Below are 25,947 nucleotides of genomic sequence, written 5' to 3'. Positions count from 1 at the left end.
CGGTCGGGGTGGTCAGGACACCGTCGGCGCGGGCAGCGGGAATTCCTCGCGCAGCGCGGCGATGTCCGGTTCGGGCTGGATACGGAAGACGTTGATCGCCATGGCCACGGTCTGGTACTGGCCGACCGTGTAGACGAGATCGATGAGCTGCTCGGTGGTGAGGTGCTCGCGCAGCCCCTGCCACACCGCGTCGTCCAGATCGGCTCCCCTGAACAACTGGTCGGTCGCCGCGAGCAGGGCGCGCTCGGCACCGCCGAATCCGGCGTCGCCGGGTCGGCCGAGGGCGCCGATCTCGTCGTCGGACACCCCGGCCCGGCGGGCGATACGGACGTGCTGCAACCACTCGTACTCGGCCTGGGCGAGCCAGGCGATCCGCAGGATCACCAGCTCGCGGGACCTCGCGGGCAGGGTGTTCTTGCCCAGGACGTGGTTGCCGAAGACCAGGAAGCGGCGCAGCGCGTCCGGGTGGGCGGCCAGGGTCGCCCAGATGGCGTAGATGTCGCCGTCGCCGTTGCGGTACGGCCGCAGAGCTTCCAGGGCCTTGTCCGGTATGTCCTTCTCCTCGACCGGAGGCAGACGCGGCTCAGTTACAGGCATGGCATGGCCCTTCGCGAGTGACCGGCTTTGGTTCACGCCGCAGACCATAAGTAGATAGAACACTGATAGTCAACAGGTTTACAATTCTGCTCCGTTACCTGTATGACTTCTGACAGTAAGAACTCGAACGATCACCTGGTCGGCGGCCGGACCGTCCCGCGCCCCGAGCAGGCCACACAACGATCATGGGAGGTCTCGGTGAGCATTCGCAGCCTGGGTTACCTCGGCATCGGCACCCCTGACCCCGACGGCTGGGTCGCCTACGCCAACGACGTCATAGGCACCATGCCCGTCGGCCCGCCTGGCTCCCCGCAGGAGCGACGGCTGCGGCTGGACGAGCATCCGTACCGGTTCTGCGTCGAGAGTGCCGAGTCGGGAGGCGTCACCCGGATCGGCTGGGAGGTGTGCGACCCGCGCGGCCTGGAGAAGATGGCACTGCGGCTGCGCACCCACGGGGTGGAGGTCCACGAGGGCTCCCCCGAGGAGTGCGCCGACCGGCAGGTCGACCGCATGGTGTGGTTCGACGGACCGTGCGCGGTACGCACCGAACTGTTCACCGGTCGCCACCTGTCGCCCGCCCCCTTCGTCTCGCCGCTCGGCGTGACGTTCGTGACCGGGGACCAGGGGATGGGGCACGTGGTCCTGAAGTCGCCCCGCGCCCTGGAGGCGGTCGACTTCTACCGGGACGTCATGGGCTTCCGGCTCAGCGACGTGACGCACCTGCCGCTGGGCGGGACGTTCTACTTCATGGGCTGCAACCCCCGCCACCACAGCATCGCCTTCGTCGAGTCGCGCAAGCGCGAAGGCACACACCACATCCTGTGCGAGGTCTCGGACATGGACACCGTCGGCCGGGCCCACGACCGGGCCCGCGCCCACAAGGTCCCGCTCATGGCGACGCTGGGCAGGCACTCCAACGACTGGATGTTCTCCTTCTACATGCGCTCCCCCGCCGGCTTCGGCATCGAAGTGGGTGCCGAGGGACGGCGGGTGGACGACGCGACCTGGGTGAGCCGCGTCTACACCTCGGACATCTGGGGCCATCACGCCGTCAACGACGGCGACGACGCGTACGCGGGAACGGAAGGGACGGCCCGATGAGACTGCTGCCGAGCTATGTACAGGACCGGTGGTACACCCCGACCGGGGACGGCACACCGGTGTACGACGCGGTCACCGGCGAGGAGATCGCCCGCGCCTCGTCCGCAGGCATCGACATGGCGGGGGCTCTCCACCACGCGCGCACCGTCGGCGGGCCGGCGCTTCGCGCGCTCACCTTCCACCAGCGGGCCGCACTGCTCGCGGACCTCGCCACCCACCTTCGTGGACACCGCGAGGAGCTGTACGCGCTCTCCGCCCGGACGGGCGCGACGCTGTACGACTCGAAGTACGACATCGACGGCGGCATCAGGGTGCTGCGCCACTACGCCGACCTGGGTCTGCGTGAACTGCCCGGCGGGGACGAGCGCCTGGTCCACGCGGAAGGTCCGCAGGAGTCCCTGAGCCGGGACGGCAGCTTCCTCGGCGGGCACGTCTGCACTCCGCTGCGGGGCGCGGCGGTACAGATCAACGCGTACAACTTCCCGGTGTGGGCCCCGCTGGAGAAGCTGGCCCCGGCCCTGCTGGCGGGCGTGCCCAGCCTGGTCAAGCCCGCCACCCCGACCTGCGTGCTGACCGGTCGGCTGATCGAGCTGATCCTGGAGTCAGGACTGCTGCCGCCCGGCAGCCTGCAGTACGTCTGCGGCGGCGCCGGCGACCTGCTCGACCACCTCACCGAACAGGACCTGGTGTCGTTCACCGGTTCGGCGGCCACGGCCGAACGGCTGCGCACCCACCCGGCGGTCGTACGGCAGTCGGTGCGCTTCAACGCCGAGGCGGACTCGGTGAACTGCTCGGTGCTCGGCCCGGACGCCACCCCCGGCATCCCCGAATTCGACCTGTACGTCGACCAGTTGGTGATGGAGATGACCGTGAAGGCGGGGCAGAAGTGCACCGCCATCCGCCGCGCGTTCGTGCCCGCCGAACTGATGGAGGCGGTCGGGGAGGCCGCCGCCGCCCGGCTGGCGGAGGTGGTCGTGGGGGCGCCGTCCGACCCCGCGGTGCGCATGGGCGCCCTGGCCGGGCTCGCCCAGCGCGACGAGGTACGCCGCTGCGTGAAGACGCTCCTCGACTCCGCGCGCCTCGTCTTCGGACACCCAGACCGGGTCGACGTCCGGGGTGCCGACGCCGAACGGGGCGCGTTCCTCTCCCCGTTGCTGCTGCACTGTGACGATCCGGGCGCCTCCGCACCGCACGAGGTGGAGGCGTTCGGCCCGGTCAGCACGCTCATCCCCTACACGTCACCGGAGCACGTGGCCTTCCTGGCCTCCCTGGGACGGGGCAGCCTCGCGGGGTCCGTCGTCACCGGCGACCCGGCCTTCGCCCGCGAGGTGGTGCTGGGAGTCGCGCCCTGGCACGGCAGGCTCCTGGTCCTGGACACCGAGTCCGCCAAGGCGTCCACCGGCCACGGCTCCCCGCTGCCCGCCCTGATCCACGGTGGTCCCGGACGGGCCGGCGGCGGCGAGGAGATGGGCGGCATCCGCGGCGTCCTGCACCACATGCAGCGCACCGCGGTCCAGGGCAGCCCGCGCATGCTGGCGGCGCTCGGCGGCCGCACGCCGCAGGAGCGGTGACGGGCGGGAACGCCCGCCCCTGAAACCCCGCGGGAGGCCCCCCTGCCCCTGCCTCCCGCGGACAGGCGGCCGGGCCGGCGCCACGACGGGATGTCCCCTCGCCGCACACCTGCGGACTTCCCGGCCGGCCCGGCCGCCGTGCGGCCCCGGCGGACGGCGACAGGCACCGTCCCTCCTCTCAGTCCCGCTCCCGTCCCGCGGGTTCCAGCTCCTGCTCGGCCCACAGGCATTTGCCCTCCTCCAGGTAGCGGGCGCCCCAGCGGCGGCAGAGCGCGGCAACCAGATACAGCCCTCTTCCTCCCTCGTCCATGTACGCGGCACGCCGGATGCGCGGGGTCGTCAGGCTGCCGTCGTACACCTCGCAGATGAGCGACCGGCTGCGGAGCAGGCGCAGCCGCAGGGGTCCCTTGGCGTGCCGGACCGCGTTGCCGACCAGCTCGCTCACGACGAGCTCGGTAGTGGCCTCCAGGTCGCCCAGGCCCCAGACGGCCCGTTGATGCCGGACATGTTCGCGGGCCTCGGCCGCGGCCCGGGGATCCTCGGCGAGGGGCCACGACGCCACGTCGGTGGCGGCGGTCGGGCGCGTGTGAGCCAGGCGGCCGGGAACAACTGCACGGCCGAGTCGCTCGCACACAGCGCGCGGCCCGTCTCCGGAAAGCCGGAAACCTGCATGATCGGTGGCGAGCGGGGCCACTGCGGCGGACAGCGAGCCGAGCAGCGCGATCAGCACACCGGCCCGCCGGGGCGGCGCACTGAGGGCCGGCACCCGGGACACCGGACGGGAAGTCCTGGTGGTTACCATGGATCAACACAGTAAATGCTTTGTCTACCGGTTAACCATTGGCGGAACAATGACTTCCCCCTCGGCTCCCGTCGACTTCCGCGCGATGTGGACCGCCGCACGCCCTGATCTCGACACCTCCCCCATGGACATCGTGGGCCCCATCAAGCGCATCGACGCCATGCTGACCACCGCCCTGGAGCCGTTGTACGAGGGCGCCCCGCTGACCGCGCCGGAGCTCGACGCCCTCGTACAACTCCGGCACGCCCAGGGGCCGGTGATCGCACGTCGGCTCGCCGAAACCCTGGGGTGCTCCCGCGCGGCCGTCAGCAAGACGCTGGCCAAGCTGGAGAAGCGTGGCTTCGTCGAGCGCCGGCCGAGTCCCGCGGACCGCCGCGCCGCCCTGGTCACCGTCACACCGGCGGGGTGCGACGCGATCGACACGATGTTCCCCCGGCAGTTGTCGGCGGAGGCCGAGTTGCTCGACAGCCTCGGCGCGGAGCGCGACCGGGTGGTGGAGGCGCTGAACCTGCTGGAGAAGGTTCTTCAGCAGCGAGTGTCGAGGCAACGGGCCTGACATCCACGGGGCGCCACCCGTTCCCGGACCGGATGGACTTCCGGGGCTTCGTCCTGTCGGCCGGCTCAGGCCCTGCGCCCACTGCGGCATGTTCAGGGTCGAGCCGAACAGCGGGCCAGAAGGACGGAGCCGAGGAGCACCGACCAGGAGAGAGGAACCGACCACCTCGGCAGCACTCCGACGGCCGCCGTCACACAGCCGCCGATGACCATGATCCCCGGCAGCTGCGCCAGGACCGCCCCGGTCAGGCCGCGAAGCTGCCCGGCAGTGTCGCCCAACACCTGGCCGGCGGTCGGGCCCACGCTCAGGGCGAAGAGCAGGAGGAGGCCCGCCGCTGTGAGCCAGGGGCTCAAGACCTGGCTCACCACCCAGCGTGGCCTGCTCACTGCCGTGCCGCCCTTCCAGCACACCCCGTGGCGGTGAGGCGGAACAGGGACCGAGCGGGCCTCCGACTCCGGGACCCATGGCTCGGGTGCGGGACCTGTGGCCACTCACTGCGGCTGTCGCCGCCCCACGGGATTCGGCTCCCCGGTCGCCGGGGCCTGTTCCGCGTCTCCTCGTGCGTCTGGGCGGTGATGATGCCGTACATCACCCCGCGCACCGTGCACGACGGGGCGCGCCGTTCCGCCCGTGCCACGTGGCCGGCCTCTTCTCGACCCATTCGCGCAGCCCCGCGGAACACGGAGCGCAAGGCCCCCACTGTCCCCGGAGTGGGGCCGGACGCCTCTCTGGTGTCCGCTACCACCGAGTGATCCTTGAATCAGGCGCGGCGTCGAGTTCGGCATCCGCGAGGGGTTCCCCCGTCCCCCTGCCGGAACGGCGACCGCGCCCGGGGGACGGCCTCTCCGAGGCAGCGGCCGTACGTGGGTCGTCGGCCGCGTGCTCGCGCGTTTCGTACCCGTGCGGGCACGTCCCCCGCCCGGACCGCCGCGCACGACTTGCCTCTGCGGACCGGTCCTCACCGCATTCGGCGGACCGGTCGAGCTCATAGGGACTGGGGACGGGGAAGTACGCCTCCAGGAAAGCGGTCAGCAGGGCTTGCTGGGCGTCGAGTTCCTGCTCGGCGGAGACCGTGTCGTTCAGGCAGAACACCTGCCTGTCCCGGCGGGCCAGCAAGGCCGCGAGGCGGGTGGAGAGTGCGGGGTGGGACACGTCGAGGTAGGCGTAGCGCAGGTGAGCGGGGACGGCTCGGGCGGTGTGGAAGGCGTAGTAGTGGTGCAGCGACGAGACGAAGGACACGTCGTCGAGGCTGCGCAGGCGGTGACTGGCGGTGGCGTGGTGCTGTGCGGGGAACCTCGCCTCCATCTCGTCCAGGACGCTGCGGCGCAGCGCGTGCGGCGTGTGCTTCATCTTGTGGCTGATGACCGTGCCGAAGGCAGCCTCGATGAGGGCGCGGTTGTTCTTGCCCGCGGCCGCGATCGGCACGTCCTGCGCGGTCGGTTCACCCGGCGGGATGAGCACCTTTGACGGGAAGAACTTGGTCAGCCCGTTGGGGAGGAAGAAGTCCTGGGGGACGACGGGCCGGCCCAGGAACACGTCGTCGTTGAAGTACAGGAAGTGCTCGGACAGACCATCGATGTGGTGCAACTGGCTCTCGATGGCATGCGAGTTGAACGTCGGCAGCAGGCTCGGATCGCTGAAGATCTCCTTGTGGCTGATGACGCGCAGACCGGGCACGCCGGTGTCCAGCCAGCGCGGCACCTGCTCGTCGGTGACCAGGTGGATCCTGCGCACCCAAGGGGCGTACTGGCTCAGCGAGCGCAGTGAGTAGCGCAGTTCGTCGCGGCTGAGGTACCGCGCCGCGTTCGCCGCCTCCTCGTGGTACGCCTGCCCCGCGCAGGCCGCACGGCGCCGCAGCCACTCCGGGTCGCGCCCGTCGACCCAGGTGTACACGACGTCCACGGGAAACAGGACGTCCTCGCAGCCCGGCCGGGCGAACTCCTTGCGGGTGCGCACCCGCGGCAGCGGCCGGTCGGCGGGGGCGAGCGCGGTGAACAGGGAATCAGAGGCACACACCGGAGCGTCGGTGCGTGGTACCTGCTCGGCCATCCGGTTCGGGCGCGGTGCCAGCAACAGATCCCCCGTCTCCTCGTCCGCCGCCCAGAACTCGATGTCGCAGCCGTACTTGGGGCCGAGCGTCAACTGCCCGTGCGGATCGCCGTAGTACCAGGTCACGCGGAGTACGTCCGCCTGCGCAAGCCGCCGCCAGGTGCCCCGGCTGAACCCTGGCCTGGTTGTGCGCCGCTCGCGCCGGTGGCCGTCGACGGCACAGACGTAGCCGGGCCGGTTGCGGCACGCCCGCTCCAGGGCACGGTGGGCCGCGGCCCGGTCCTGGGCGTCGAGGGCGACGACCGCGGAGGTGTTGCTGCGCCCGCGGACGCAGAAGTAGTCGAGCCCCGCCTCGTCGAGGGCCGCGCGGACCGCCGCGGCGTTGTCGCTGCGCGCCGTCAGCGGCGAGATGCCAGGGTGTACGAGGACCAGCTTGGGTACGCCGCGCACCAGCCGTACCTCCCGGTCAGGCTCTGCGAGCAGTCCGGAACGGCGGCGCACCAGCCAGGCCGCGCGCACCCGGCCCGTCATCAGGCGCGCGGACGGCAGCCGTGCGAAGTGCTGCTTGACGCGGGCGCGTGCCTGCGGAGTGGTACGGGCCACGACGGCCCGTCGGAGGCGTGCAGGCACCGTGCGCCGGTACAGGCGCGTCAGCCACGAGCCCTCGGGATCACGGCGGACCGCGGACACCCGCGGCGGGTACGGTCGGCTGGAAGTGTCTTCCCGAGGTACCGAGGCGTTCACGTCACGGCCCTCCTCACGCGTCACGTCGCTGCCCGATCACTCTCCCAACCGGCACACGCGAGGGGCCTGGGCCGTTCGGGTCCGATCCGGGGCCGAACGGGCCGCAACCGCCGGGCTGTTCGGGGACAACGGTGCACCGCTCGTGATCCGTTGCGCGGTCGGGATCCAGCTGATCGGCGATCTCCAGGGTCGGCGGTTCCCGTGCATCGATGCGGCTCACGGGAGCGCAGCCGGCTCATGCGCAACGGGTGGTGTACAGGGAGGCTGCCCGCACGCCAATGCTCGGGCAGCCCGTCAGCATCGGATTGCATCCGCACCGGTCGCGGTGGTACCGCACGACTGAAGCGTCGCGGTCGAAGTGCGCTGGGAGCGGGGCCGTTGAAGGCACCCGGCTGCAAAGGGCGCCTTCACCCCAGGGGTGTGTCGCCTGGGGTGTACGGCCATGTGCCCCCCCCTGGGCCCCCCTTGGGACCTGTCGCGAGTCCTGCTCGCACGGCACGTCGGTGGCGGCCGTCGCGCCCAGCCTCCCGGCCGTGACCTTGCGGCAGGACCCAAGGGGCCCTGCGCAAGGGTCGTTCGGCCTCTGCCGGCCCTCCTGACATACGGGTCAGGCTGGTGCGGCCCGACCGGGAAGAAGGCACGAAGAAGGCACGTGGGAGGTGCCATGGACGCTTCCACCGCCGCCACCACCGCCACCGTCGTCTCCGCCTCCGCGCTGCGTGCCTCGCACGAGCGGTTCGTGACCGGGTCCGGGACGCTGCCGGGGGTGCGAAGCCTGGTGGCCGAGTCGTGGCGGCGCTGCGCGGCGGGCGGCGTACGGCCCGACGGCAGCCCTCTGCCGCCACTGCGCGGGACGGCCGAACAGCTGGCGGCCTACCGGCGCCAACATCCGCTGGCCGCGGTGCTGCCTCTGTTCCGGGAGTTGCTGGGGGCCGGTGCCGCGGACGACGGTCACGTCTTCGCGGTCGGCGACGCCGACGGGACGCTGCTCTGGGTCGAGGGAGACTCCGCGGCCATGCGCCGGGCCGAACGGATGCACTTCGTCGAGGGCGCGGTGTGGTCCGAGGCGCAGGCCGGGACGAACGCCCCGGGGCTCGTGCTGGAGGTGGGGTACCCCGTCCAGATCGTGGCCGGCGAGCACTACAGCTCCGCCGTGCATGACTGGTCGTGCGCCGCGGCCCCCGTCCGTGACCCCGCTTCCGGCCGAGCGCTGGGTGTGATCGACCTCTCCGGCGGCGGCACCATCGCCACACCGCCCGCCTTGGCCGCGGTGCGCGGGACCGCGCTGGCAGCGGAGGCGGAGCTGGCCCGCGCACGGTTCGCTCCGGGGGCTCTGCTCGGCCCCGACGGGCGGGTGTTGTCCGTGCCGGCCGCCGCAGGCGGCTGCGGCGTACGGCTGGCGGCGCTCGGCCGGGACAGTGCCCTGCTGGACGTTGCCGGGCGGGTCCACCGGCTGAGCCCGCGGCACAGCGAGATCGTGGTGGCGCTCGCTCTGGAGGGTCGGGGCGTGCCGGGTGACCGCCTCGCGGTGGACCTGTCGGACCGGGAGGTGCCCACCTCGACCCTGCGGGCCGAGATGACCCGGCTACGCGCGGTTCTCGGACCCGACCTGCTCGGATCACGGCCGTACGAGCTGATGTTCCCGGTGCGCACGGACTTCGGGGAGGTGGCTGCACTGCTCGCCGAAGGCCGGGTGGCCGAGGCGCTGGAGCGCTACTCGGGGCCGCTGATGCCGCGTTCCGAGGCGCCGGTGGTCGTGGAGCACCGGCAGGCGCTGGAGCAGCAGCTCCGCGGTGCCGTTCTCGGCGGCGGTGACGCCGGGCTGCTGCGCCGCTGGGTGAACGCAGCCTGGGGAGCCGACGACGCCGCGGCGTGGCAGGCCCTGGCCCGAGGACTGCCGGGCGGTTCGCCGCAGCGGGCCGCCGCAGCGGCCCGCGCCCGCGCACTTGACGCCGCGTCGGCTGCTCCATTGCACGTCGGGCGGCATGCAGCGGTGTTGCAGCGTTCCCGTTCCTAGTGTGTCGGCCATCTCCACGATCCTCGTGAAGGGAAAGGGGACGGTCATGAAGTACGAAGCTCCGGGCCGGCCGGGCAGTCCCGTCGACGTCGCGCCCCGGTACGAGAACTTCATCGGCGGCAAGTGGGAGGCGCCCACCACGGGTGAGTACGCGCCCAACCTGTGCCCCGCCACCGCCAAGCCGATCTGCGAGGTCCCGAAGTCGGGACCCGAGGACATCGAACTCGCCCTGGATGCCGCGCACTCCGCGAAGGACAAGTGGGGCGAGGCATCCACCACGCAGCGGGCCGCGGTCCTGAACGCCGTCGCCGACGCCATCGACGCGCACCGTGAGGAACTCGCCGTCGCCGAGAGCTGGGAGAACGGCAAGCCGGTCCGCGAGACCCTCGCCGCCGACATCCCCCTTGCGGCCGACCACTTCCGCTACTTCGCGGCCGCGATACGCGCCGAGGAGAGCTCGATCACCGAGATCGACAAGGAGACGATCGCCTACCACTTCCACGAGCCGCTGGGCGTGGTCGGCCAGATCATCCCGTTCAACTTCCCGCTGCTGATGGCCGCGTGGAAGCTGGCGCCGGCGCTCGCCGCGGGGAACGCCACGGTGCTCAAGCCCGCGTCGCCGACCCCTTGGTCGATCCTGAAGCTGATGGAGGTCGTCGGCGATCATCTGCCGCCGGGCGTCCTCAACGTCGTCAACGGGCCGGGTGCCGCCATCGGCAAGGCGCTGGCCACCAACAAGCGCATCGCCAAGGTCGCCTTCACCGGTGAGACCACCACCGGCCGGTTGATCATGCAGTACGCGGCGCAGAACATCATCCCGGTCACCCTGGAGCTGGGCGGCAAGTCGCCGAACATCTTCTTCAACGACGTGGCCGCGGCCGACGACGACTTTCTCGACAAGGCCGTCGAGGGACTCGTGCTGTACGCGTTCAACAAGGGCGAGGTCTGCACCGCTCCCTCGCGCGCACTCATCCAGGAGGACATCTACGAGGAGTTCATGGGCCGCTGCCTGGAGCGGATCCGCGCCATCAAGCAGGGCAACCCTCTGGACACCGAGACCATGATCGGCCCTCAGGTCTCCAAGCAGCAGATCGAGAAGATCGCCTCGTACGTCGAGATCGGGCAGAAGGAAGGCGCGGAACTGCTCGTCGGCGGCCACCGGCCCACGATCGGCGGGGAGTTCAAGGACGGCTACTTCTACGAGCCGACCGTCCTCAAGGGCCACAACAAGATGCGGGTCTTCCAGGAGGAGATCTTCGGACCCGTCCTCGCCGTCACCACCTTCAAGGACGAGGCCGAGGCGCTGGAGATCGCCAACGACACGCTGTACGGCCTCGGAGCCGGCGTGTGGAGCCGCGACACCAACCGCACCTTCCGGATGGGCCGCGCCATCAAGGCGGGCCGCGTCTGGACCAACTGCTACCACCAGTACCCCGCGGGTGCGGCATTCGGTGGCTACAAGGTCTCCGGCATCGGCCGCGAGAACCACAAGATGATGCTCGACCACTACAGCCAGACCAAGAACCTCCTGGTCAGCTACGGCACCAAGCCGCTCGGACTGTTCTAGGGACGAGCCTTTCGAAGGAGGACAGTGACATGCCCGGACACGTCGAGAACGGCAACGCCGGGCGCGTCGCCGCCACCGAGGCGGCGCACAGGGCCATCGCGGCCCTGCACGCCGCCCACGGGGGGCCGGTGATGTTCGTCCAGTCCGGCGGCTGCTGCGACGGCAGCGACCCGATGTGCTTCCCCGGCGGCGAATTCGCGCTCGGCGAGGGCGACATGCTGCTCGGCGTCCTGGACGGCTGCACCTTCCACATCGACGCCGACCTGTACGAGGCACTCGGCCGCCCGCGCCTCGTCCTGGACGTCGAAGAGGGCACACCGGGCGGCTTCTCCCTCGCAGCAGGGGACGGGCTGCGTTTCGTCACACGGATCGAGGACCCGGCACAGAGCCGGGTCCCGGCACAGAGCCGATTTCCGGCACAGAGCCCGGTCGAGGAGCAGATCATGAAGGCAGCAGTCGTCACCGACCTCGGGAAGCCCCTGGAGATCCAGGAACTCCCCGTCCCCGAGCCCGGCCCCGGCCAGGTGCTCGTGAAGATGGAGGCCTCCGGCCTCTGCCACACCGACATCCACGCGGCCCACGGCGACTGGCCGGTCAAGCCGCGGCCGCCGTTCGTCCCCGGCCACGAGGGCGTCGGCCCCGTACAGGCCGTCGGCGAGGGCGTCAGCGCCGACCTGGTCGGCAAGCGGGTCGCCATCCCGTGGCTCGGCTCGTCCTGCGGCACCTGCCGCTACTGCGTCTCCGGCTGGGAAACCCTCTGCGAGAGCCAGGTCAACTCCGGCTACTCCGTGGACGGTTGCTACGCCGAGTACGCCGTCGCCGACGCGGGCGCCGTTGTCCCGGTACCCCAGGGCGTGTCGTCCTTCGACGCGGCCCCGCTGACCTGCGCCGGCGTCACCACGTACAAGGCGATCAAGGTCGCGCGCGTGGTGCCGGCCGAGCGGGTCGCCGTCTTCGGTGTCGGCGGCCTCGGCCACCTGGCGGTCCAGTACGCACGCCTGGTGGGCGGCTTCGTGACCGCCGTCGACCTCGAACCCGACAAGCTGGGCCTGGCCCACCGGCTCGGCGCCGACCAGCTCGTCAACGCCCGTACGCACGACCCGGTCGAGGAGATCAAGAAGGCCGGCGGCGCTGACGTGGCCGTCGTGCTGGCCGCCTCGCCCAAGGCGTTCGAGCAGGCCTACCGGTCCCTCAACCGGGGCGGACGTCTGGTGATGGTCGGACTGCCCGCGGACAACGCGGCGATCAACGTGCCGATCTTCGAGACCGTGCTCAGCGGGATCTCCGTCATCGGCTCCATCGTCGGCACCCGCCAGGACCTGGCCGAGGTGTTCGCGCTGCACGCCGCCGGACGCACCCAGGTCATCGCCGAACCGCGGCGCCTGGACCAGGTCAACGAGTCCTTCGACGAGGTCCTCGGCGGACGGGCCGAAGCGCGGCTCGTCTTCGAGTTCTGAGAGTTCTGTGGCCCGGTGCCACCGGGTCACAGGGAGAGGCAGCAGATCATGGGAACCCTCACCGTAGGTGCCGTACGGGAGCGGGCGCCCGGTGAACGCCGTGTCGCCCTCGTCCCCGAGGCCGTAACCCTCCTGCGTCGGGACGGACTTGAGGTCCTGATCGAGACCGGCGCCGGATCCGGTGCCTGGTTCGCCGACGCCGAGTACACCGATGCCGGCGCGACCGTCGTACCCGCGGACGAGCTGTACGCGCAAGCGGACGCCGTTGTGTGCGTGGGCCCGCCCGACGCGGAGACGGCTCAGGCCCTGCGCGCCGGGCAGACCGTGATCGGTCTGCTCGAAACCCTGCGGCACCCCGCCATGGTCGAGGAGCTGACCGGGCGCGGAGTGCGCACCGTGAGCCTCGACCTGCTGCCGCGCACCCTCAGCCGCGCCCAGTCCATGGACGCGCTGACGTCCCAGGCCGGCGTCGCCGGCTACAAGGCGGCGCTGCTGGCCGCGGACTCGTACGACAGGTTCTTCCCGATGCTGACCACCGCGGCGGGCACCATGCGCCCGGCGCAGGTCCTCGTCCTCGGCGCCGGAGTGGCCGGGCTGCAGGCGATCGCCACCGCCCGCCGCCTCGGCGCCGTCGTCCGGGCGTACGACGTACGCCCCGCGTCACGAGGGGAGGTGGAGTCGCTCGGCGCCCGGTTCCTCGACATCCAGAGCCCGCCGAACGGGGAACCGGGGGCCGGACAGGGCGGCTACGCACGGGAGTTGACCGAACAGGAACAGCGGGCCCAGCGAGAGGCGCTCGACGCCCACATCGCCCGCTCCGACATCGTCATCACCACGGCCCAAGTACCCGGCCGCAAGCCACCGTTGCTGGTAACCGCCGCCGCTGTCGAGCGGATGAACCCCGGCTCGGTCGTCGTCGACCTGGCGGCGAGCGAGTTCGGCGGCAACGTCGAGGGCACCAAGCCCGACAAGACCACCGTCCTCGACAACGGAGTCACCCTCATCGGCGCCGGACGCCTGCCCTCCGCGATGGCGACCGCCGCGTCCACGGCGTACGCCCGCAACCTCGTCGCCCTGCTGCGCCACCTCGTGCGCGACGGCGAACTCGTCCTCGACCCGGCCGACGAGATCACGGCCGCACTCATGGGAGGAGCGTCATCATGAACAACCTCGATCTCCTCACCGCGATCACCGTCTTCGTACTGAGCGTCCTGGTCGGCATCGAGGTCATCAGCAAGGTCCCCGCGACCCTGCACACCCCGCTGATGTCCGGCTCCAACTCCGTGCACGGCATCGTCGTCATCGGCGCGATGCTGATCGCGGCCGAGGCGCACACCTGGCTCGGCTACGTCCTCGCCTTCGTGGCGATGGCGTTCGGCGCGATGAACGTGGTCGGCGGGTACGTCGTCACGGACCGGATGCTGGAGATGTTCAAGGCCAGGCCCGCCGACCAGAAGCCGGGGGCCGAGCAGCCCGCCACCGACACACACGAGAAGGCGGAGGTGTGACCGCCATGGACACCGTCTCCAACGCCGTCCACTACATCTTCCTGGCCGCGGCCGCCTGCTTCGTGATGGGCCTGCACCTGATGAACCACCCGCGTACGGCCCGCCGCGGAAACACCCTCTCGGCCGGGGCCATGGCCCTCGCGATCACCGCCACCGTCTGGCTGGTCACGTACGAGAACGTGATCAGCAGCACCGGCTGGCTCGTGCTGATCTCGGGAGGCGTCCTCGGCGCAGCGCTCGGCCTGTGGGCCGCGCGCGAGGTCCAGATGACCTCCATGCCGCAACTGGTCAGTCTGTTCAACGCCGTCGGCGGCGGAGCGGCAGCGCTGATCGCGGTGGGCGACCTGCTCCAGGCCGACCACCCGGCCGCCCTGGGCGCACGGGTATCGCTGCCTGGTGCTCTGGACATCGTCATCGGCGCGGTCACCTTCTCCGGATCGCTGATCGCGGCGGGCAAGCTGCAGGGAATCGTGTCCGGGGCGCCGGTGGTCTTCCCGGGCGCACGGCTGCTCAACGTGCTGCTGCCGGCCTCCTTCGTCGCCGGCACGGTCTGGCTGGTGCTGGCGCCCGACAGCCCGGTCGCGCTGTACGGACTCGTCGTCGTGGCGCTGCTCTTCGGCGTGACGATGGTGCTGCCCATCGGCGGCGCCGACATGCCGGTCGTCATCGCCCTGCTGAACGCCTTCACGGGGTCGGCGGTCGCGATGGCCGGCTTCGTGCTCGACGAGACCGCCCTCATTATCGCCGGCATGCTCGTCAGTTCCTCCGGCGGCATCCTCACCAAGCTCATGGCCGACGCCATGAACCGCTCCATCGCCAACATCGTCATCGGAGGCTTCGGCACCGGCGACAGCGCGCCCGTGGCTGCCGGATCCGGTGCTCGGGCCCAGGTGCGCCCGGTCTCCGCGGACGACGTGGCGATCCAGCTGGCGTACGCGCGCAAGGTCATCTTCGTGCCGGGATACGGTCTGGCCGCCGCCCAGGCGCAGCACGAACTCGGTGACCTCGCCAAGCTGCTGGCCGACCACGGCGTGGACGTCAGCTACGCCGTCCACCCGGTCGCAGGCCGGATGCCGGGCCACATGAACGTCCTCCTCGCGGAGGCCAACGTCCCCTACACGCAGTTGAAGGAGATGGACGACGTCAACCCCGAGTTCCCGCAGGCGGACGTCGCCCTCGTCATCGGCGCCAACGACGTCACCAACCCGATCGCCCGCCGCCCCGGCAACGCGATCTCCGGCATGCCGATCCTGGACGTCGACAGGGCCAAGAGCGTCGTCGTCATCAAGCGCTCCATGGGCCACGGCTACGCGGGCATCGACAACGAGCTCTACACCGACCCGAAGACCGGGATGTTCTTCACCGACGCGAAGAAGGGACTGTCCGAACTCAAAGCAGCCATCGGTGAGTTCGTCAGCTGACGACCGCATGGCAGCGCCCCCGCAACACTTCACGCAAGTCGCTCGGCCGGTTTTCCCAGCCGAGCGACTTGCGTGGGCGGTCGTCGAACTCGGCGACGACGGCGAACTCGTGGTGGCGGACCACGCCAGATGGGCGGGCAGGTGCCCGCACAGGTCGCCGGCGTACCGCACTTCTCGGCCCACGCCGACGCCACCCAGAGCATCGACTGGCTGCGCGGCGCCCCGCCCCGCACACCACCTACCTGGTGCACGGCGAGCCCGACGCGGTGTGGACAGCCTCGAACATGTTCCGCCGCACGGCGATGAGGCAACGGTCACGTACCGGGCCGGACGGCCCGGCGCAGGGACCACTCGCGGCCTCGGCCCGGGCCGGTTGGCCCATGTGCCGGAATCCGTATCGGAGTTGGCTGGGAGTGAGAGGAAACGACGCCGATCCGAGGGGAGCCAGGACAGTGGGTACGAGTCTGACACCGGAGTTCTGGGAGCGGTTCGCCGTTCTGCTGGTTGCGGCGATCGGATTGACATGCGTCCTCACCGCATCGTTCGACGTGCTGGCGGTCAGGCTCCTGCGTCGTCGTGTCCGCAGGCCGTCGGATCAGGCCGGGGCGGCGCCGACGGTCGCGGAGCACCGCACTTCCGTCCGCACGTGAGGGGGCGCGGCCGTGTTCGCCGACCTTGACAGGATCCTTGACAGGATCCCCAGCTGCACCGGGTCGTAGGCTGGAACCTGGCGTCCCGTGGATACCGGGCGACATTCGCCGACCACCACGGCCGCTGCGGCGTCATGCGCGGGCGCATCGACGGCCATCAGCTCACCTTCGAGACGATCGGTGAGCCGACGGTCCGGCTGCGCCTGGTGTGGGACGTGACAGATCCGCTGGACATGCTGTGGCGGAACGAGACGTCGGTGGACGGCGGCCCCTGGACGCTGGTCGAGGCGTATCACTGCACGCCTGTACAGCTCCGCCGGTCATGGGAGGAACGTCATGCGCACGTACGGTGCGGGAAGCGGCGAGCCCGCCTCGCCGACGACCGGCGACGTCCTTCCGCCGACTGTGTCGACTGCCACCGGCACCGAGGGCCGATCGCGCAGCATCGACATCGAGCCGTTTCCGTCCAGCCGACGGCTGGTGGTCGCCGCCGAGCGGGCCGGTCGGCGCATGGCGGCGATGCACGCCCTCGTCGAACTCGATGTCACGACGTCGCGGAACCTGCTCACCACATCCGACCGGCCGATGTCATTCACCGCGTTCGTGGTGGCGTCAGTGGCCCGGGCCGCGGCGGCGCATCCGGACGCCCACGCGTACCGGGACTGGCGTGGCCGTCTCGTCCGCCATCAGCACGTCGACGTCACGACGCTGGTCGAGGTCGCAACCGAGCACGGTCCGTTCGCCCTCCCGCACGTCCTGCGGGACGCCGACACGCGGGACGTCCGGGACCTGACTGCAGAGCTCCGGGCGGTCAAGGCCGATCACTCGGTGACGGGCACAGGGCGGATGCTCGATCACTTCGGTACCACTCTGACCCGGGTGCCCGGCCTGGTAGAGGCGATGTACGCGGTACTGGCCCGGTCCGTGCGGCTCCGGCAACGGACGGGGACCATCGCGGTCACGGCGGTCGGCATGTTCGGCGCCGCCGGCGGGTTCGGGATCGCTCCGCTGACTCTTATGCCCCTGCAGGTGGTCGTCGGCGGGATGACCTGGCGGCCCCGTGTCGTGGACGGGCGGATCGAGGCCCGTGAGGTGCTGGACCTGACGGTCACCTTCGACCACAACGTGATCGACGGTGCACCCGCCGCCCGGTTCATGGCGGATCTCCGCCGCCTGATCGAGAACGCCGAGCTGCTGCGCACGGACGACGACGAGCAGGCGTAGGGTCCTGGCGCACCTGGGTGGCCCCTATCCGCATCCGTCCGTATCCGTCCGTCTCCGTCCTGCCTCTCATCCGCGGGCCAGCTCGTCGGCGATCCCGGAGCCCCAGGCCTCGATGGCGTCCCAGTCGCGGTAGTCACCGAACCGGCCGCCCAACAGGCGGAACAGGATGCGTCCGGTGACGGGTAGCTGGACCGGTGCGACGACACCGGAGAACAGCCGATGGTCCCGGTACGACAGGTCACCGGGCAGACTCTCGACGATCACCGGGATCTCCTTGTCCGCCATGCGCCTCCAGGGTCCGCGCAGCGCGCCTGGCATGCCGACGCTGAAGATCCATACCGGGCGGGAGCCCAGTACGTCGGGATTCGCGCGTACGAAGTCCTTGGCCGGATCCAGCCAGGTCTGTCCGTGGACGGCGCTGCCCAGGACGAACGCGTTGTACGCGTCGGCGTCGTCCACCGTCTCCATGGACCGCGCCTCGGCTTTGAGTCCTGCCTCGCTCAGCTTGGTGGCCAGCCGTTCGGCGATCTCGCGCGTCGAGCCGTGTGCGGTCGCGTAGCCCACCAGGATGTCCATGACGTCACCTCGAGCTTCCTAGAAGTTCAGCGACTTCGCCGAGCGTCGGAGCGGAGTCCGTGCTGTCCGAGGCACGACCCCCACTTCACCGCCCGCTACGCGGCGCCGCTTCGGGCGAGAGGGGGTGCCGCGACGACCGCGAGCGGCGTCGCGGCCCGCTCCGTGACAGGCACCGCCACCACGGGGACCGCCGCGTTCCGCAGGCAGGCACGGCCCACCGCACCGATCGCGGGCTGCCCGTACTGTCCGTGTGCCCTGCGCCCGAGGGCGAGCAACAGGGCACCGCGCGCCTGCTGCACCAGCACCCGCGCGGGCGGGCCCTCCACCAGGACGGCGCGTACGGCACCGTCGACCTGTGGGCCGAAGACCTCCCGCACCGTCGCGGCAAGCAGTTCCGCAGCCTGGACCCGCTCATCGGCGGGGGTCGCACGCGCTGAAACGGCCGCATAGGGGGCCATGCTGCGCCCCGCCGGTTCCCAGGCGTGTACGGCGACGACATCCGCGCCCAGAGCACCGGCCTGCCCGGAGGCCCAGCGCAGCGCGGCCATGGACGCTTCGGACCCGTCGACGCCTACCACGATGCTGTTGCCGTGGGCAGATTCGGTCATGGCAGCCTCCGTCGATGGACCGACTCTTGTCTCAACGTCTCAACGTCTCAACGGTGACCCGAACCGGATGGGCCGGGCGTGGGCCATGGGGCCCCGTCCGCGTGCCGAACGGTCCCTTGTCGGCCGTGGTCGCGGGCGGCCCGGTACAGCGGCGTGCTCCGACCTGTCCGGCCCCGTCCGGGTCGGCCCCGATGACCCACACCGACACGACGCCGACGGCGACGGAATCGGCTGCGATGCCGACTGGACAACGCCGGCGCGGTCGCCGCCTCCGCCGGGCAGCCGGATCACACCTCCCGTGTGCCTGTCGACTCGTGCCCGGGTGGCGAAAAGAGTCCTCCCCTGACCCACTCGACCGCATGGCTGCCCTTGAGGCCGATACCGTTCGGCCGCCCGTTGGGGACGAACGGCCCTGGGCGAACGGCGCAACCGCAGAGATTCTTGAGGCATGGTTGCAGGGAACAGACCGGCCACTGCCTCAGCCAAAGCGGTACGCCGAACCGGGCGGGTGAACCGCATCGTCCTGGCGCTGCTGGGATCGCGGTGGCACGCGGCACTTCCCGGCCTGTGTGCGCTGGCATTCGCGGGGCGTCGCACCGGGCGCCCTGTGACACTCCCTGTGCGGTACGCGCGCGAGGACGATCAGCTCGTGGTGCTCGCGGGTCGCTCTGCCGACAAACAGTGGTGGCGGAACTTCACCCAGCCCCATCAGGTCGGTGTTCTGGTCGACGGGCTGACCTACGAAGGCATCGGCCGGCTGACGCCGGCCGGTCATCCCGGCCGTATCGCGGCGGAACGGACTTATGGTCGGCGACATCCCCGCGTTCGGATCAGCGCGGATGATCCCCTGATCGTGGTCACCTTGGCGTCCGACGGTGTACCAAGCGCGGAGCCCGAGCCCTCAGGCCGCCCTGTCGGCGAGCCGTCATCGTCGGCTGGGCTGCGACTGTGGGGACAGTGGTGGCGATGGACGACGCTGGGCGAGGCTGTGGGCTTCTGCGTTCCGGCGGCCGCAGGGGCCATCGTCAGCGACGCCTCCGCGGCGATCACCTGGCCGATGCTGGTGGCGGCGGGGACGGCAGAGGGAGCACTGCTGGGCGCGGCTCAGGCCCGTGTGCTCGCCCGGGTGCTGCCCGATCTGCGGCCGCGCCGCTGGGTGACCGCCACGGCGGTGGCCGCCGGCTTCGCCTGGATGCTGGGACTGCTGCCCTCGCTCGTGGCTCCGCGGGTCGGCTTCTCGCCCGCTGTGGCCGGTCTGGCAGCCGTCGACGGTGTGCTTGTGCTGCTCAGCCTGGGCACCGCGCAGTGGTGGGTGCTGCACCGACACGTCACCGGCGCCTGGAAATGGATTCCGGCCACCGCTGCAGCCTGGCTGGCCGGGCTGGCCGTCTTCTTCGCCGTGACCATGCCGTTGTGGCACCCGGGCCAGTCTCCCTTGCTGATCGCGGGCATCGGCGTATTCGCCGGGCTGCTGATGGCGGGCACGGTCGCCGCCGTCACCGGATGGGCGCTGGTCCGCCTGTTGAGGTGACCGACGGAGCCTTCGGCATGTCCATCAACGACAGTGCCACGAGCAGTAGTTGCGCCCATTCGACTCATTGGCCGACCCGTCTCACCTCTCCTGGACACTCGGGCCCGTCGCACCCGCGGCGCTGCAGCACGTTGCCTGCCCGTCGCGGTCGTCCCCCACGGCTGAGAACCCAGGAGCCCTGGTCCTCCCATGGTTCGTGGCAGTCCCTCGGTACCGTCCGCACCTGGTAAGGCAGTCGGCGATGCGGCGCGCTCGGCGTGAGCAAAGGGATGCGCGCCGGAGGATGTGGGCCGCCGCGGTCATGAAGACCATGGACGGCTGCGCCGCTGCCCCGGCTGTTCTCACATGCGACCGTACGTGGGTCGTCGGCCGCTCCCCGTGAACATGCCGTTTTCCCGGCTGCACGCCCCCGCGGGCCTCCATCCGCACCGAAGTGTGGGTGGAGGCCGGGTTCGCACGACTCCGCATCGGGTCGTCGGGGCCGTCGGCCACCGAGGACTCGCGGCGTGCCGCGTCAGACGGGCCGTCGCCCGTCATGCGGCCGCCATGCGCCCGTCACGTGTAGACGATCTGACCGCCGGCAGCGTGCTCGTAGAACTCACCGACCGTGATGATCCCCTGGACCTGGTCGACGAGGTCGTCCTTGTCGAGCTCGAAGAGGTCCACGGACGCCTTGCAGGCGTAGAGGCCGGCGCCCGTGTCGGAGATCATCTCGATGAACTCGGGGATGGGTGGGATATCGAGCTTGGCCATCTTGCGTTCCATGTACCGGGTGATCAGGTCCGGGACGCCCGGCAGGCCGCCCAACAGCGTCGGCAGGTGCAGGCCGGGGTTGCCGACGGTGGCGAGCCTGATGTGCTCCCAGCGCCTCTTCGTAACGGCGTCGAGGCCGAAGAAGGTGAAGAACAGGTCGGCGTCGATGCCCTCGGCGCGGGCGCCGTTGGCCATGATCAGGGCCGGGTAGATCCCTTCCAGGGATCCCTTGGAGACGATGATCGACACCTTCTCGATCGTGCCGGTGGCGGCCATGACGGGTACTCCTTCGGGTGTGGCGGCCACGTCAGATGCAGCCGCGGGGCTTGGGGATTCCGGCGATCTTCGCGGCGGTCTTCGCCGGGCCCTTGGGGAAGAGCTGGTAGAGCTCCTTGACGCTCACGCCGGACGCCTTGCCGAGCACCCGAACGGTGGGGCCGGTGCCTTTGATGGCGTACTCGGCGCGCATGAAGCGAATGACCGTCCAGTGCGGCTCGGTCAGGTCCTCGATCCCCTGCTCGCGGGCCAGTTGCCAGGCCATGGCCTCGGTCCACCGGTCGGGCTCGGTGAAGAAGCCCTCGTCGTCGACCGGGACGGCGGTGTCGTCGTAGGTGGCGGTGGGCATGACGATTCTCCTCGGCTCAGACCTGGACGTGGTTCTTGCCGCGCTCGGGCATCGCCGAGCCGATGCCGGGCAGCTCCCGGCCGGGCAGCAGGCTGTGCCAGTACAGCCACTCGAACGCGAGCTTCCCGAGATGGTTGGCGTGCGACTCCTTCAGCAGCGGCAGGCCGACGGCGGCCGGGAAGTGCCCGGGCAGCGGCTCGGTCTCGTAGTTGAAGTCGATGAGCAGGGCCTTGTGGAAGCCGGTTTCGACGAAGCAGTTGGTGTGTCCGTCATAGGAGGCGTCCAGCGGCTGCCCGGAGAGGAAGCAGCCGATGTTGTGCACCAGTACCTCGCCCTCGAAGTGGGCCACCGAACCGGCCTTGGACGCGGGCAGACCGGCCGCGTCACCGATGGCGAACACGTTGGCCCGGTCCGGATGTTGGAGGGTGTGCGGGTCGACGGGAACGAAACCGAGTTCGTCACCCAGGCCCGGAGAGCGGCCGATGTAGGCGGCACCGCCGTGCAGTGGCACGACGACCGCCAGGTCGAACGGCACCTCGCGCTCGTCGTACGACACCAGCCGTCCGCCCGTGCCGTCGACCTCGCCGAGCGTGAACTCTGTGACCAGCTCGATGCCCTTGTCCGCCAGCAGACCGCTCAGCGCCTTCGCGGCGACTGGCTTGGTGAAGGCGCCGTCCAGTGGTGTGACGTACGTCAGCTCGACCCGGTCGCGGATACCGCACCGCTGGAAGTACCAGTCGGCGAGGAAGGCGAACTCCAGGGGCGCGACGGGGCATTTGACGGGAAAGTCGGCCACGTTCACCACCACGCGACCGCCGTCGAAGCTCTCCAGCGCGTGGTGCAGGTCAATCGCACCGGGCAGGTCGTAGAAGGTGAACACCTTCTCGCCCCAGCCGGGGCCGGTCAGTCCCTCGGTCTCCTCCGGCAGCAGCGTGGCCCCGGTCGCCACGACGAGGACGTCGTAGGTCAGCCAGCCGCCGACAGCGAAGTGCACCGTGTTGGCGTCCAGGTCCACCCGGTCGATCCGGGCCCTCCGGTAGTCGATGCCGTCATGGAGCCGGCGCGGCCGGGACCGGACCAGTCCGTGGGGCCGTGCCAGCCCGAAGGGCACGAACAACAGGCCGGGCTGGTAGACGTGGTCGTCGTCCTGGTCGACGACTGTGATCCGACACTCGCGCTCGTCGTACATCCGCCGCAGCCGGTTGGCCGTCAGCGTGCCGGCGGTGCCGCTTCCGAGAACCACGATGTGTTTGCTCATACCTCCACTGTCATGCGGGAGTTGGGCCGTGGGCAGGGGCCACTGGTCCCTGGCCGCTTACCCATGGGGGTATACCGCCGGCACTGTCCCCGCCGGGCCGAACGGCCCTCCCGCCAACCCGCGGCCTCTCCCCCCGTCCCGCACGGGCATGGTCCTGGTGCCCGCCTTCGCCTCCGGGACCGGGACCGGGACCGGGACCGGGATGGTCAGGACACCGTCGTCGTGGTCGCGTACTGCGCATACGGTGCTCCGGGGCGCGGGCGCCGCCACCGTGACGGACAGCAACGGCGCAACGCCCCCAGCGGTCATCGCGGCGTCCGCCGGCCTGCTGCTCTAGGCCCTGTGGTCCAGCCCCTGGCCGTCCCTCGGCAGGCACCCTGCTCGACGCGGGCGTGCTCACAGCGGCCCCGGCGAGCCGGCCCGGGCCCGTGGACCGACCGGACGCCAGACCCTGACGTGAAAGGGCGGATCGGCCCTCGGCATGGGTCGTTCGGCCCCTGCAGGCCGCACTCGTGGCAGCGCACGGTGAGATACATGACGACGCGCACGCGGATCGCCGTCATCGGCGTCGGGAACGAGTTCCGGCGCGACGACGGCGTCGGCTGGGCCGTGGTGGCCCGGCTGCGGAAGCGGGCCGAGGACCGGCCGCTGCCGCCCGGCACGGTGCTCGCCACCTGCGACGGCGACCCGGGTCGGCTGATCGGCCTGTGGGAGGACGCCGCTCTCGCGGTCGTCGTGGACGCCGCGCACGCGCATCCCGGACGCCCTGGCCGTGTGCACCGCCTCGAACTCGACGCCGGGCGACTGGAGCAGCCGCCGACCACCAGCTCGCACGGGCTGGGCCTCGGTGAGGCCGTCGAACTTGCGCGTGTCCTGGGGCGTCTTCCGTCCCGGCTGGTGGTCTACGCGGCGGAGGGCGCCGACGGTTCCCTCGGCACCGGGCTCTCCCCCGCTGTCGCGGCCGTCGTCGAACCGCTCGCCGTTTCCGTCGAGGACGAGATCGCGCGCCATCGCGGCACACCAGCGGGGAGGCTGCCATGACCGTGCGACGCTTCCAGGTGGACGGCATCGTCCAGGGAGTCGGCTTCCGGCCCTTCGTGTACCGCACGGCGTCCGCGCTCGGCCTGGACGGCTGGGTGGCCAATGTGAACGGGCACGTGGAGGGCGAGGTCGCGGGACCGCCGGACGTCATCGAGGAGTTCGCGGCGCGGCTGCGCGCCGACACTCCGATTCTCGCCCGCGTACGCGGGGTCCACCTGACGCGCGGTACACGGGAGTCGATGTCCGAGGAGGGCTTCCACGTATGGCACAGCGCGCCCGGTCACACGGGCACGGTGCCGCGCGAGATCCCTCCGGACGCGGCGATCTGCGACGCCTGCCTGCACGAGCTGCGTAACCCCCACGACCGGCGCCACCGCTACCCGTTCATCAACTGCACCGACTGCGGGCCGCGCGCCACGATCATCGAGGATCTTCCGTACGACCGGATCCGTACGACGATGCGGCGCTTCCCGCTGTGCGCCGACTGCGCGGCCGAATACGCCGATCCCGGCGACCGGCGGTTCCACGCCGAGCCCGTGGCCTGCCCCGCCTGCGGTCCTCGCCTGGCGTGGGGCGAACTGCGCGGCGAGGAAGCGCTGCGAGCGGCGGTCAAGACCGTCGCCGAGGGCGGGATCGTCGCGCTGAAGGGGATCGGCGGCTACCAGTTGGTGTGCGACGCGGGTGATCCGCGGGCCGTGGCCGAGCTGCGACGCCGCAAGCGACGACCGACGAAGCCGTTCGCCGTCATGGTGGGGGACGTCGACACGGCGGCCCGGCTGGCGCGGATCGGCAGCGCGGAGCGCGCGGCCCTGACGTCGTCGGTGCGCCCCGTCGTCCTGCTCGCCCGGCTGCGGGCACGTGGTGAGACGCCTCTCGCGGACGGGGTCCATCCCGGACTGTCCCGCATCGGCCTGTTCCTGCCCACCACCGGTCTGCACCACCTGCTGCTCGACGAGCCGGCCCGCCCGCTGGTGGTCACCAGCGGCAACCTCAGCGACGAGCCCATCGCCGTCGAGGACACCGACGCCCGCCGCGCGCTCGCCGCCGTCGCCGACGGCTTCCTCACCCACGACCGGCCGATCCGGGCCCGCTACGACGACTCCGTGGTGCAGTTCGCCGGCCGGACCCGGATCACCGTCCGCCGGGCGCGCGGCCTGGCGCCGGCCCCGCTGCCGCTCGACGTGCGCGAGCCGATCGCGGGGGCGGGCGCCCAGCTCAAGCACACCTTCGCGCTGGCCGCCGACGGGCGGGCGCATCTCGGACCGCACACCGGCGACCTGGCCGACGTGGCGACGTACGACGCGTTCCGGACGTCGTACGACGATCTCAAACGCCTCACCGGAATCGAACCGGTGGCGATCGCGCACGATCTGCACCCCGGCTACCTCTCCGCCCAGTGGGCCAAGACGCAGCCACTGCGCCGAATCCCGGTGCAGCACCACCATGCGCATGTGGCCGCCTGCGCTGCCGAGCACGGGGTGCGGGGCCGCTTCCTCGGCGTCGCGTACGACGGTCTGGGGCTGGGCGACGACGGCACGCTGTGGGGCGGCGAGCTCCTCGTCGCCGATCTGAGCGGCTACCGCCGTGTGGGCAGGTTCGCGACCGCGCCCCTGCCAGGCGGCGACGCGGCGGTACGCCATCCCTCCCGCACCGCCCTCGGGCACCTGCTGGGCGGCGAGCAGCTGGGCAGTCCGCGCCCCTACCCCTGGCTGACCCGGGCCTTCACGGACCGGCTCGACGCCGGCGAGGTCGCCGCCGTACGCGCCACGGTGGCCCGTGACGTCAACTGCCCGCGGGCGTCCAGCGCCGGGCGGCTCTTCGACACGGTCGCCGCGTTGCTCGGCCTCGCCGACCAGGTGAGTTACGAGGGCGAGGCGGCCGTGCTGGTCGAAGCGGCGGCGGGCCGCGAGCACGCCGTACCGCTCGCCCACCGCGTCGTCCGCGCGCAGGGCCTGTGGGTGTACGACTCCGCGCCGACCCTGACGGACCTGCTGGAACGCCGGCTGGGCGGGGAGCCCGTGTCGCGGCTGGCGGCGGGCTTCCATCTGACGCTCGCGATCGTCACCGCCGAACTCGTCGCACGGGCCGTCGAGGACGGCGCGCCGCGCACGGTGTGCCTGGGCGGCGGCTGCTTCGTCAACCGGCTGCTGCTCACCGAGGTACGGCGACGGCTGCACGCACAGGGCCTGCGTGTGCTGGTCGGCAGCCAGGTCCCGGTCGGGGACGGTGGCATCAGCTACGGCCAGGCGGCGGTCGCGGCCGCGCGGCTGGCCGAGGAGAGGTGAGCACTC

The 25,947-nt window shown here is 71.2% G+C and carries 24 protein-coding genes and 1 pseudogene; 16 read left to right on the top strand and 9 right to left on the bottom strand.

Going from position 1 to position 25,947, the window contains the following annotated elements; translation table 11 throughout:
* Positions 1-12 precede the first annotated feature (12 nt).
* Positions 13-597 carry a carboxymuconolactone decarboxylase family protein gene (locus ADK57_RS38525; protein ID WP_053754347.1) on the bottom strand — a complete coding sequence of 195 codons (585 nt, stop codon included), beginning with the start codon at positions 595-597 and terminating at the stop codon, positions 13-15.
* 102 nt (positions 598-699) lie between these two features.
* Between ADK57_RS38525 and ADK57_RS38520 the strand changes: the two genes are divergently transcribed.
* Together ADK57_RS38520 and paaZ are read left to right on the top strand one after the other, a co-directional pair.
* Positions 700-1,698, top strand: coding sequence for a VOC family protein (locus ADK57_RS38520; RefSeq protein ID WP_107091749.1), 999 nt, complete (start codon positions 700-702; stop codon positions 1,696-1,698).
* Positions 1,695-3,269 carry a phenylacetic acid degradation bifunctional protein PaaZ gene (paaZ, locus tag ADK57_RS38515; RefSeq protein ID WP_053754345.1) on the top strand — a complete coding sequence of 525 codons (1,575 nt, stop codon included), beginning with the start codon at positions 1,695-1,697 and terminating at the stop codon, positions 3,267-3,269. The genes ADK57_RS38520 and paaZ overlap by 4 nt, the downstream gene beginning before the upstream one ends.
* A 178-nt stretch (positions 3,270-3,447) precedes the next feature.
* Here the strand turns inward: paaZ and ADK57_RS52665 are convergent, their stop codons facing one another.
* Positions 3,448-4,071, bottom strand: a complete 624-nt coding sequence (locus tag ADK57_RS52665; protein ID WP_420711959.1) for an ATP-binding protein — start codon at positions 4,069-4,071, stop codon at positions 3,448-3,450.
* Between the two features lie 49 nt (positions 4,072-4,120).
* Here ADK57_RS52665 and ADK57_RS38505 point away from each other — a divergent pair, with 49 nt between their 5' ends.
* Positions 4,121-4,627: a MarR family winged helix-turn-helix transcriptional regulator gene (locus ADK57_RS38505; protein WP_078973565.1), complete on the top strand. Its 507-nt coding sequence runs from the start codon at positions 4,121-4,123 to the stop codon at positions 4,625-4,627.
* Positions 4,628-4,719: 92 nt separating this feature from the next.
* Here the strand turns inward: ADK57_RS38505 and ADK57_RS38500 are convergent, their stop codons facing one another.
* Positions 4,720-5,013, bottom strand: coding sequence for a hypothetical protein (locus ADK57_RS38500; protein WP_234390539.1), 294 nt, complete (start codon positions 5,011-5,013; stop codon positions 4,720-4,722).
* Between the two features lie 352 nt (positions 5,014-5,365).
* Positions 5,366-7,207 (bottom strand): stealth family protein, encoded by a 1,842-nt coding sequence (locus ADK57_RS38495; protein WP_420711960.1) that lies wholly within the window; start codon positions 7,205-7,207, stop codon positions 5,366-5,368.
* An 877-nt stretch (positions 7,208-8,084) separates the two neighbouring features.
* Here ADK57_RS38495 and ADK57_RS38490 point away from each other — a divergent pair.
* From ADK57_RS38490 to ADK57_RS38455, 10 genes and pseudogenes are all read left to right on the top strand, one after another.
* A complete protein-coding gene (locus tag ADK57_RS38490) occupies positions 8,085-9,437 on the top strand; it encodes a GAF domain-containing protein (protein WP_053754342.1) in 1,353 nt (450 codons plus the stop codon).
* Between the two features lie 46 nt (positions 9,438-9,483).
* Positions 9,484-11,004 carry an aldehyde dehydrogenase family protein gene (locus ADK57_RS38485; protein WP_053754458.1) on the top strand — a complete coding sequence of 507 codons (1,521 nt, stop codon included), beginning with the start codon at positions 9,484-9,486 and terminating at the stop codon, positions 11,002-11,004.
* Between the two features lie 29 nt (positions 11,005-11,033).
* Positions 11,034-11,315: pseudogene (locus tag ADK57_RS52120) on the top strand (DUF779 domain-containing protein); the annotation flags it as partial.
* A gap of 132 nt (positions 11,316-11,447) precedes the next feature.
* Positions 11,448-12,461 (top strand): zinc-dependent alcohol dehydrogenase, encoded by a 1,014-nt coding sequence (locus ADK57_RS38480; RefSeq protein ID WP_053754457.1) that lies wholly within the window; start codon positions 11,448-11,450, stop codon positions 12,459-12,461.
* A 48-nt stretch (positions 12,462-12,509) separates the two neighbouring features.
* A complete protein-coding gene (locus ADK57_RS38475; protein WP_053754341.1) occupies positions 12,510-13,625 on the top strand; it encodes an NAD(P) transhydrogenase subunit alpha in 1,116 nt (371 codons plus the stop codon).
* Positions 13,622-13,969, top strand: coding sequence for an NAD(P) transhydrogenase subunit alpha (locus ADK57_RS38470; RefSeq protein ID WP_053754340.1), 348 nt, complete (start codon positions 13,622-13,624; stop codon positions 13,967-13,969). Before ADK57_RS38475 ends, ADK57_RS38470 begins: the two co-directional genes overlap by 4 nt.
* Positions 13,970-13,974: 5 nt before the next feature.
* Entirely contained in the window at positions 13,975-15,390 is a 1,416-nt protein-coding gene (locus ADK57_RS38465) for an NAD(P)(+) transhydrogenase (Re/Si-specific) subunit beta (protein WP_053754456.1), read from the top strand.
* A gap of 129 nt (positions 15,391-15,519) precedes the next feature.
* A complete protein-coding gene (locus ADK57_RS51715; RefSeq protein ID WP_234390537.1) occupies positions 15,520-15,696 on the top strand; it encodes an MBL fold metallo-hydrolase RNA specificity domain-containing protein in 177 nt (58 codons plus the stop codon).
* 146 nt (positions 15,697-15,842) lie between these two features.
* Positions 15,843-16,040 (top strand): hypothetical protein, encoded by a 198-nt coding sequence (locus ADK57_RS38460; RefSeq protein WP_053754339.1) that lies wholly within the window; start codon positions 15,843-15,845, stop codon positions 16,038-16,040.
* 336 nt (positions 16,041-16,376) lie between these two features.
* Positions 16,377-17,264, top strand: coding sequence for a 2-oxo acid dehydrogenase subunit E2 (locus ADK57_RS38455; protein WP_053754338.1), 888 nt, complete (start codon positions 16,377-16,379; stop codon positions 17,262-17,264).
* Positions 17,265-17,330: 66 nt separating this feature from the next.
* Here the strand turns inward: ADK57_RS38455 and ADK57_RS38450 are convergent, their stop codons facing one another.
* Both ADK57_RS38450 and ADK57_RS38445 read right to left on the bottom strand, forming a co-directional pair.
* Complete coding sequence (locus tag ADK57_RS38450; RefSeq protein WP_053754337.1) at positions 17,331-17,840, bottom strand: flavodoxin domain-containing protein; 510 nt, start codon at positions 17,838-17,840, stop codon at positions 17,331-17,333.
* 95 nt (positions 17,841-17,935) lie between these two features.
* On the bottom strand, positions 17,936-18,448 hold the full coding sequence (locus tag ADK57_RS38445) for a universal stress protein (RefSeq protein WP_053754336.1): 513 nt from the start codon (positions 18,446-18,448) through the stop codon (positions 17,936-17,938).
* A gap of 448 nt (positions 18,449-18,896) precedes the next feature.
* On the opposite strand from ADK57_RS38445, the gene ADK57_RS49465 reads away from it, so the two are divergent.
* Positions 18,897-19,979, top strand: a complete 1,083-nt coding sequence (locus tag ADK57_RS49465; protein WP_107091748.1) for a nitroreductase/quinone reductase family protein — start codon at positions 18,897-18,899, stop codon at positions 19,977-19,979.
* Positions 19,980-20,534: 555 nt separating this feature from the next.
* On the opposite strand, the gene ADK57_RS38435 is transcribed toward ADK57_RS49465, so the two are convergent.
* The 3 genes from ADK57_RS38435 to ADK57_RS38425 are packed head-to-tail and all read right to left on the bottom strand — an operon-like array spanning position 20,535 to position 22,615.
* Positions 20,535-21,008, bottom strand: a complete 474-nt coding sequence (locus ADK57_RS38435) for a DsrE/DsrF/DrsH-like family protein (RefSeq protein WP_053754335.1) — start codon at positions 21,006-21,008, stop codon at positions 20,535-20,537.
* Positions 21,009-21,039: 31 nt separating this feature from the next.
* Positions 21,040-21,357, bottom strand: coding sequence for a TusE/DsrC/DsvC family sulfur relay protein (locus ADK57_RS38430; protein WP_053754334.1), 318 nt, complete (start codon positions 21,355-21,357; stop codon positions 21,040-21,042).
* Between the two features lie 16 nt (positions 21,358-21,373).
* A complete protein-coding gene (locus ADK57_RS38425; protein ID WP_053754333.1) occupies positions 21,374-22,615 on the bottom strand; it encodes an NAD(P)/FAD-dependent oxidoreductase in 1,242 nt (413 codons plus the stop codon).
* A 534-nt stretch (positions 22,616-23,149) separates the two neighbouring features.
* Here ADK57_RS38425 and ADK57_RS38420 point away from each other — a divergent pair.
* Entirely contained in the window at positions 23,150-23,656 is a 507-nt protein-coding gene (locus ADK57_RS38420; protein ID WP_053754332.1) for a hydrogenase maturation protease, read from the top strand.
* Positions 23,653-25,941, top strand: coding sequence for a carbamoyltransferase HypF (gene hypF, locus ADK57_RS38415; RefSeq protein WP_053754331.1), 2,289 nt, complete (start codon positions 23,653-23,655; stop codon positions 25,939-25,941). The genes ADK57_RS38420 and hypF overlap by 4 nt, the downstream gene beginning before the upstream one ends.
* The last annotated feature ends 6 nt before the right edge of the window (positions 25,942-25,947 follow it).

This window comes from Streptomyces sp. MMG1533, from assembly GCF_001279775.1.
In the GTDB taxonomy this organism is placed as follows: Bacteria; Actinomycetota; Actinomycetes; order Streptomycetales; family Streptomycetaceae; genus Streptomyces.
The sequence above is the reverse complement of the archived record's forward strand: the minus strand, read 5'-3'. Positions and strand labels throughout refer to the sequence as shown.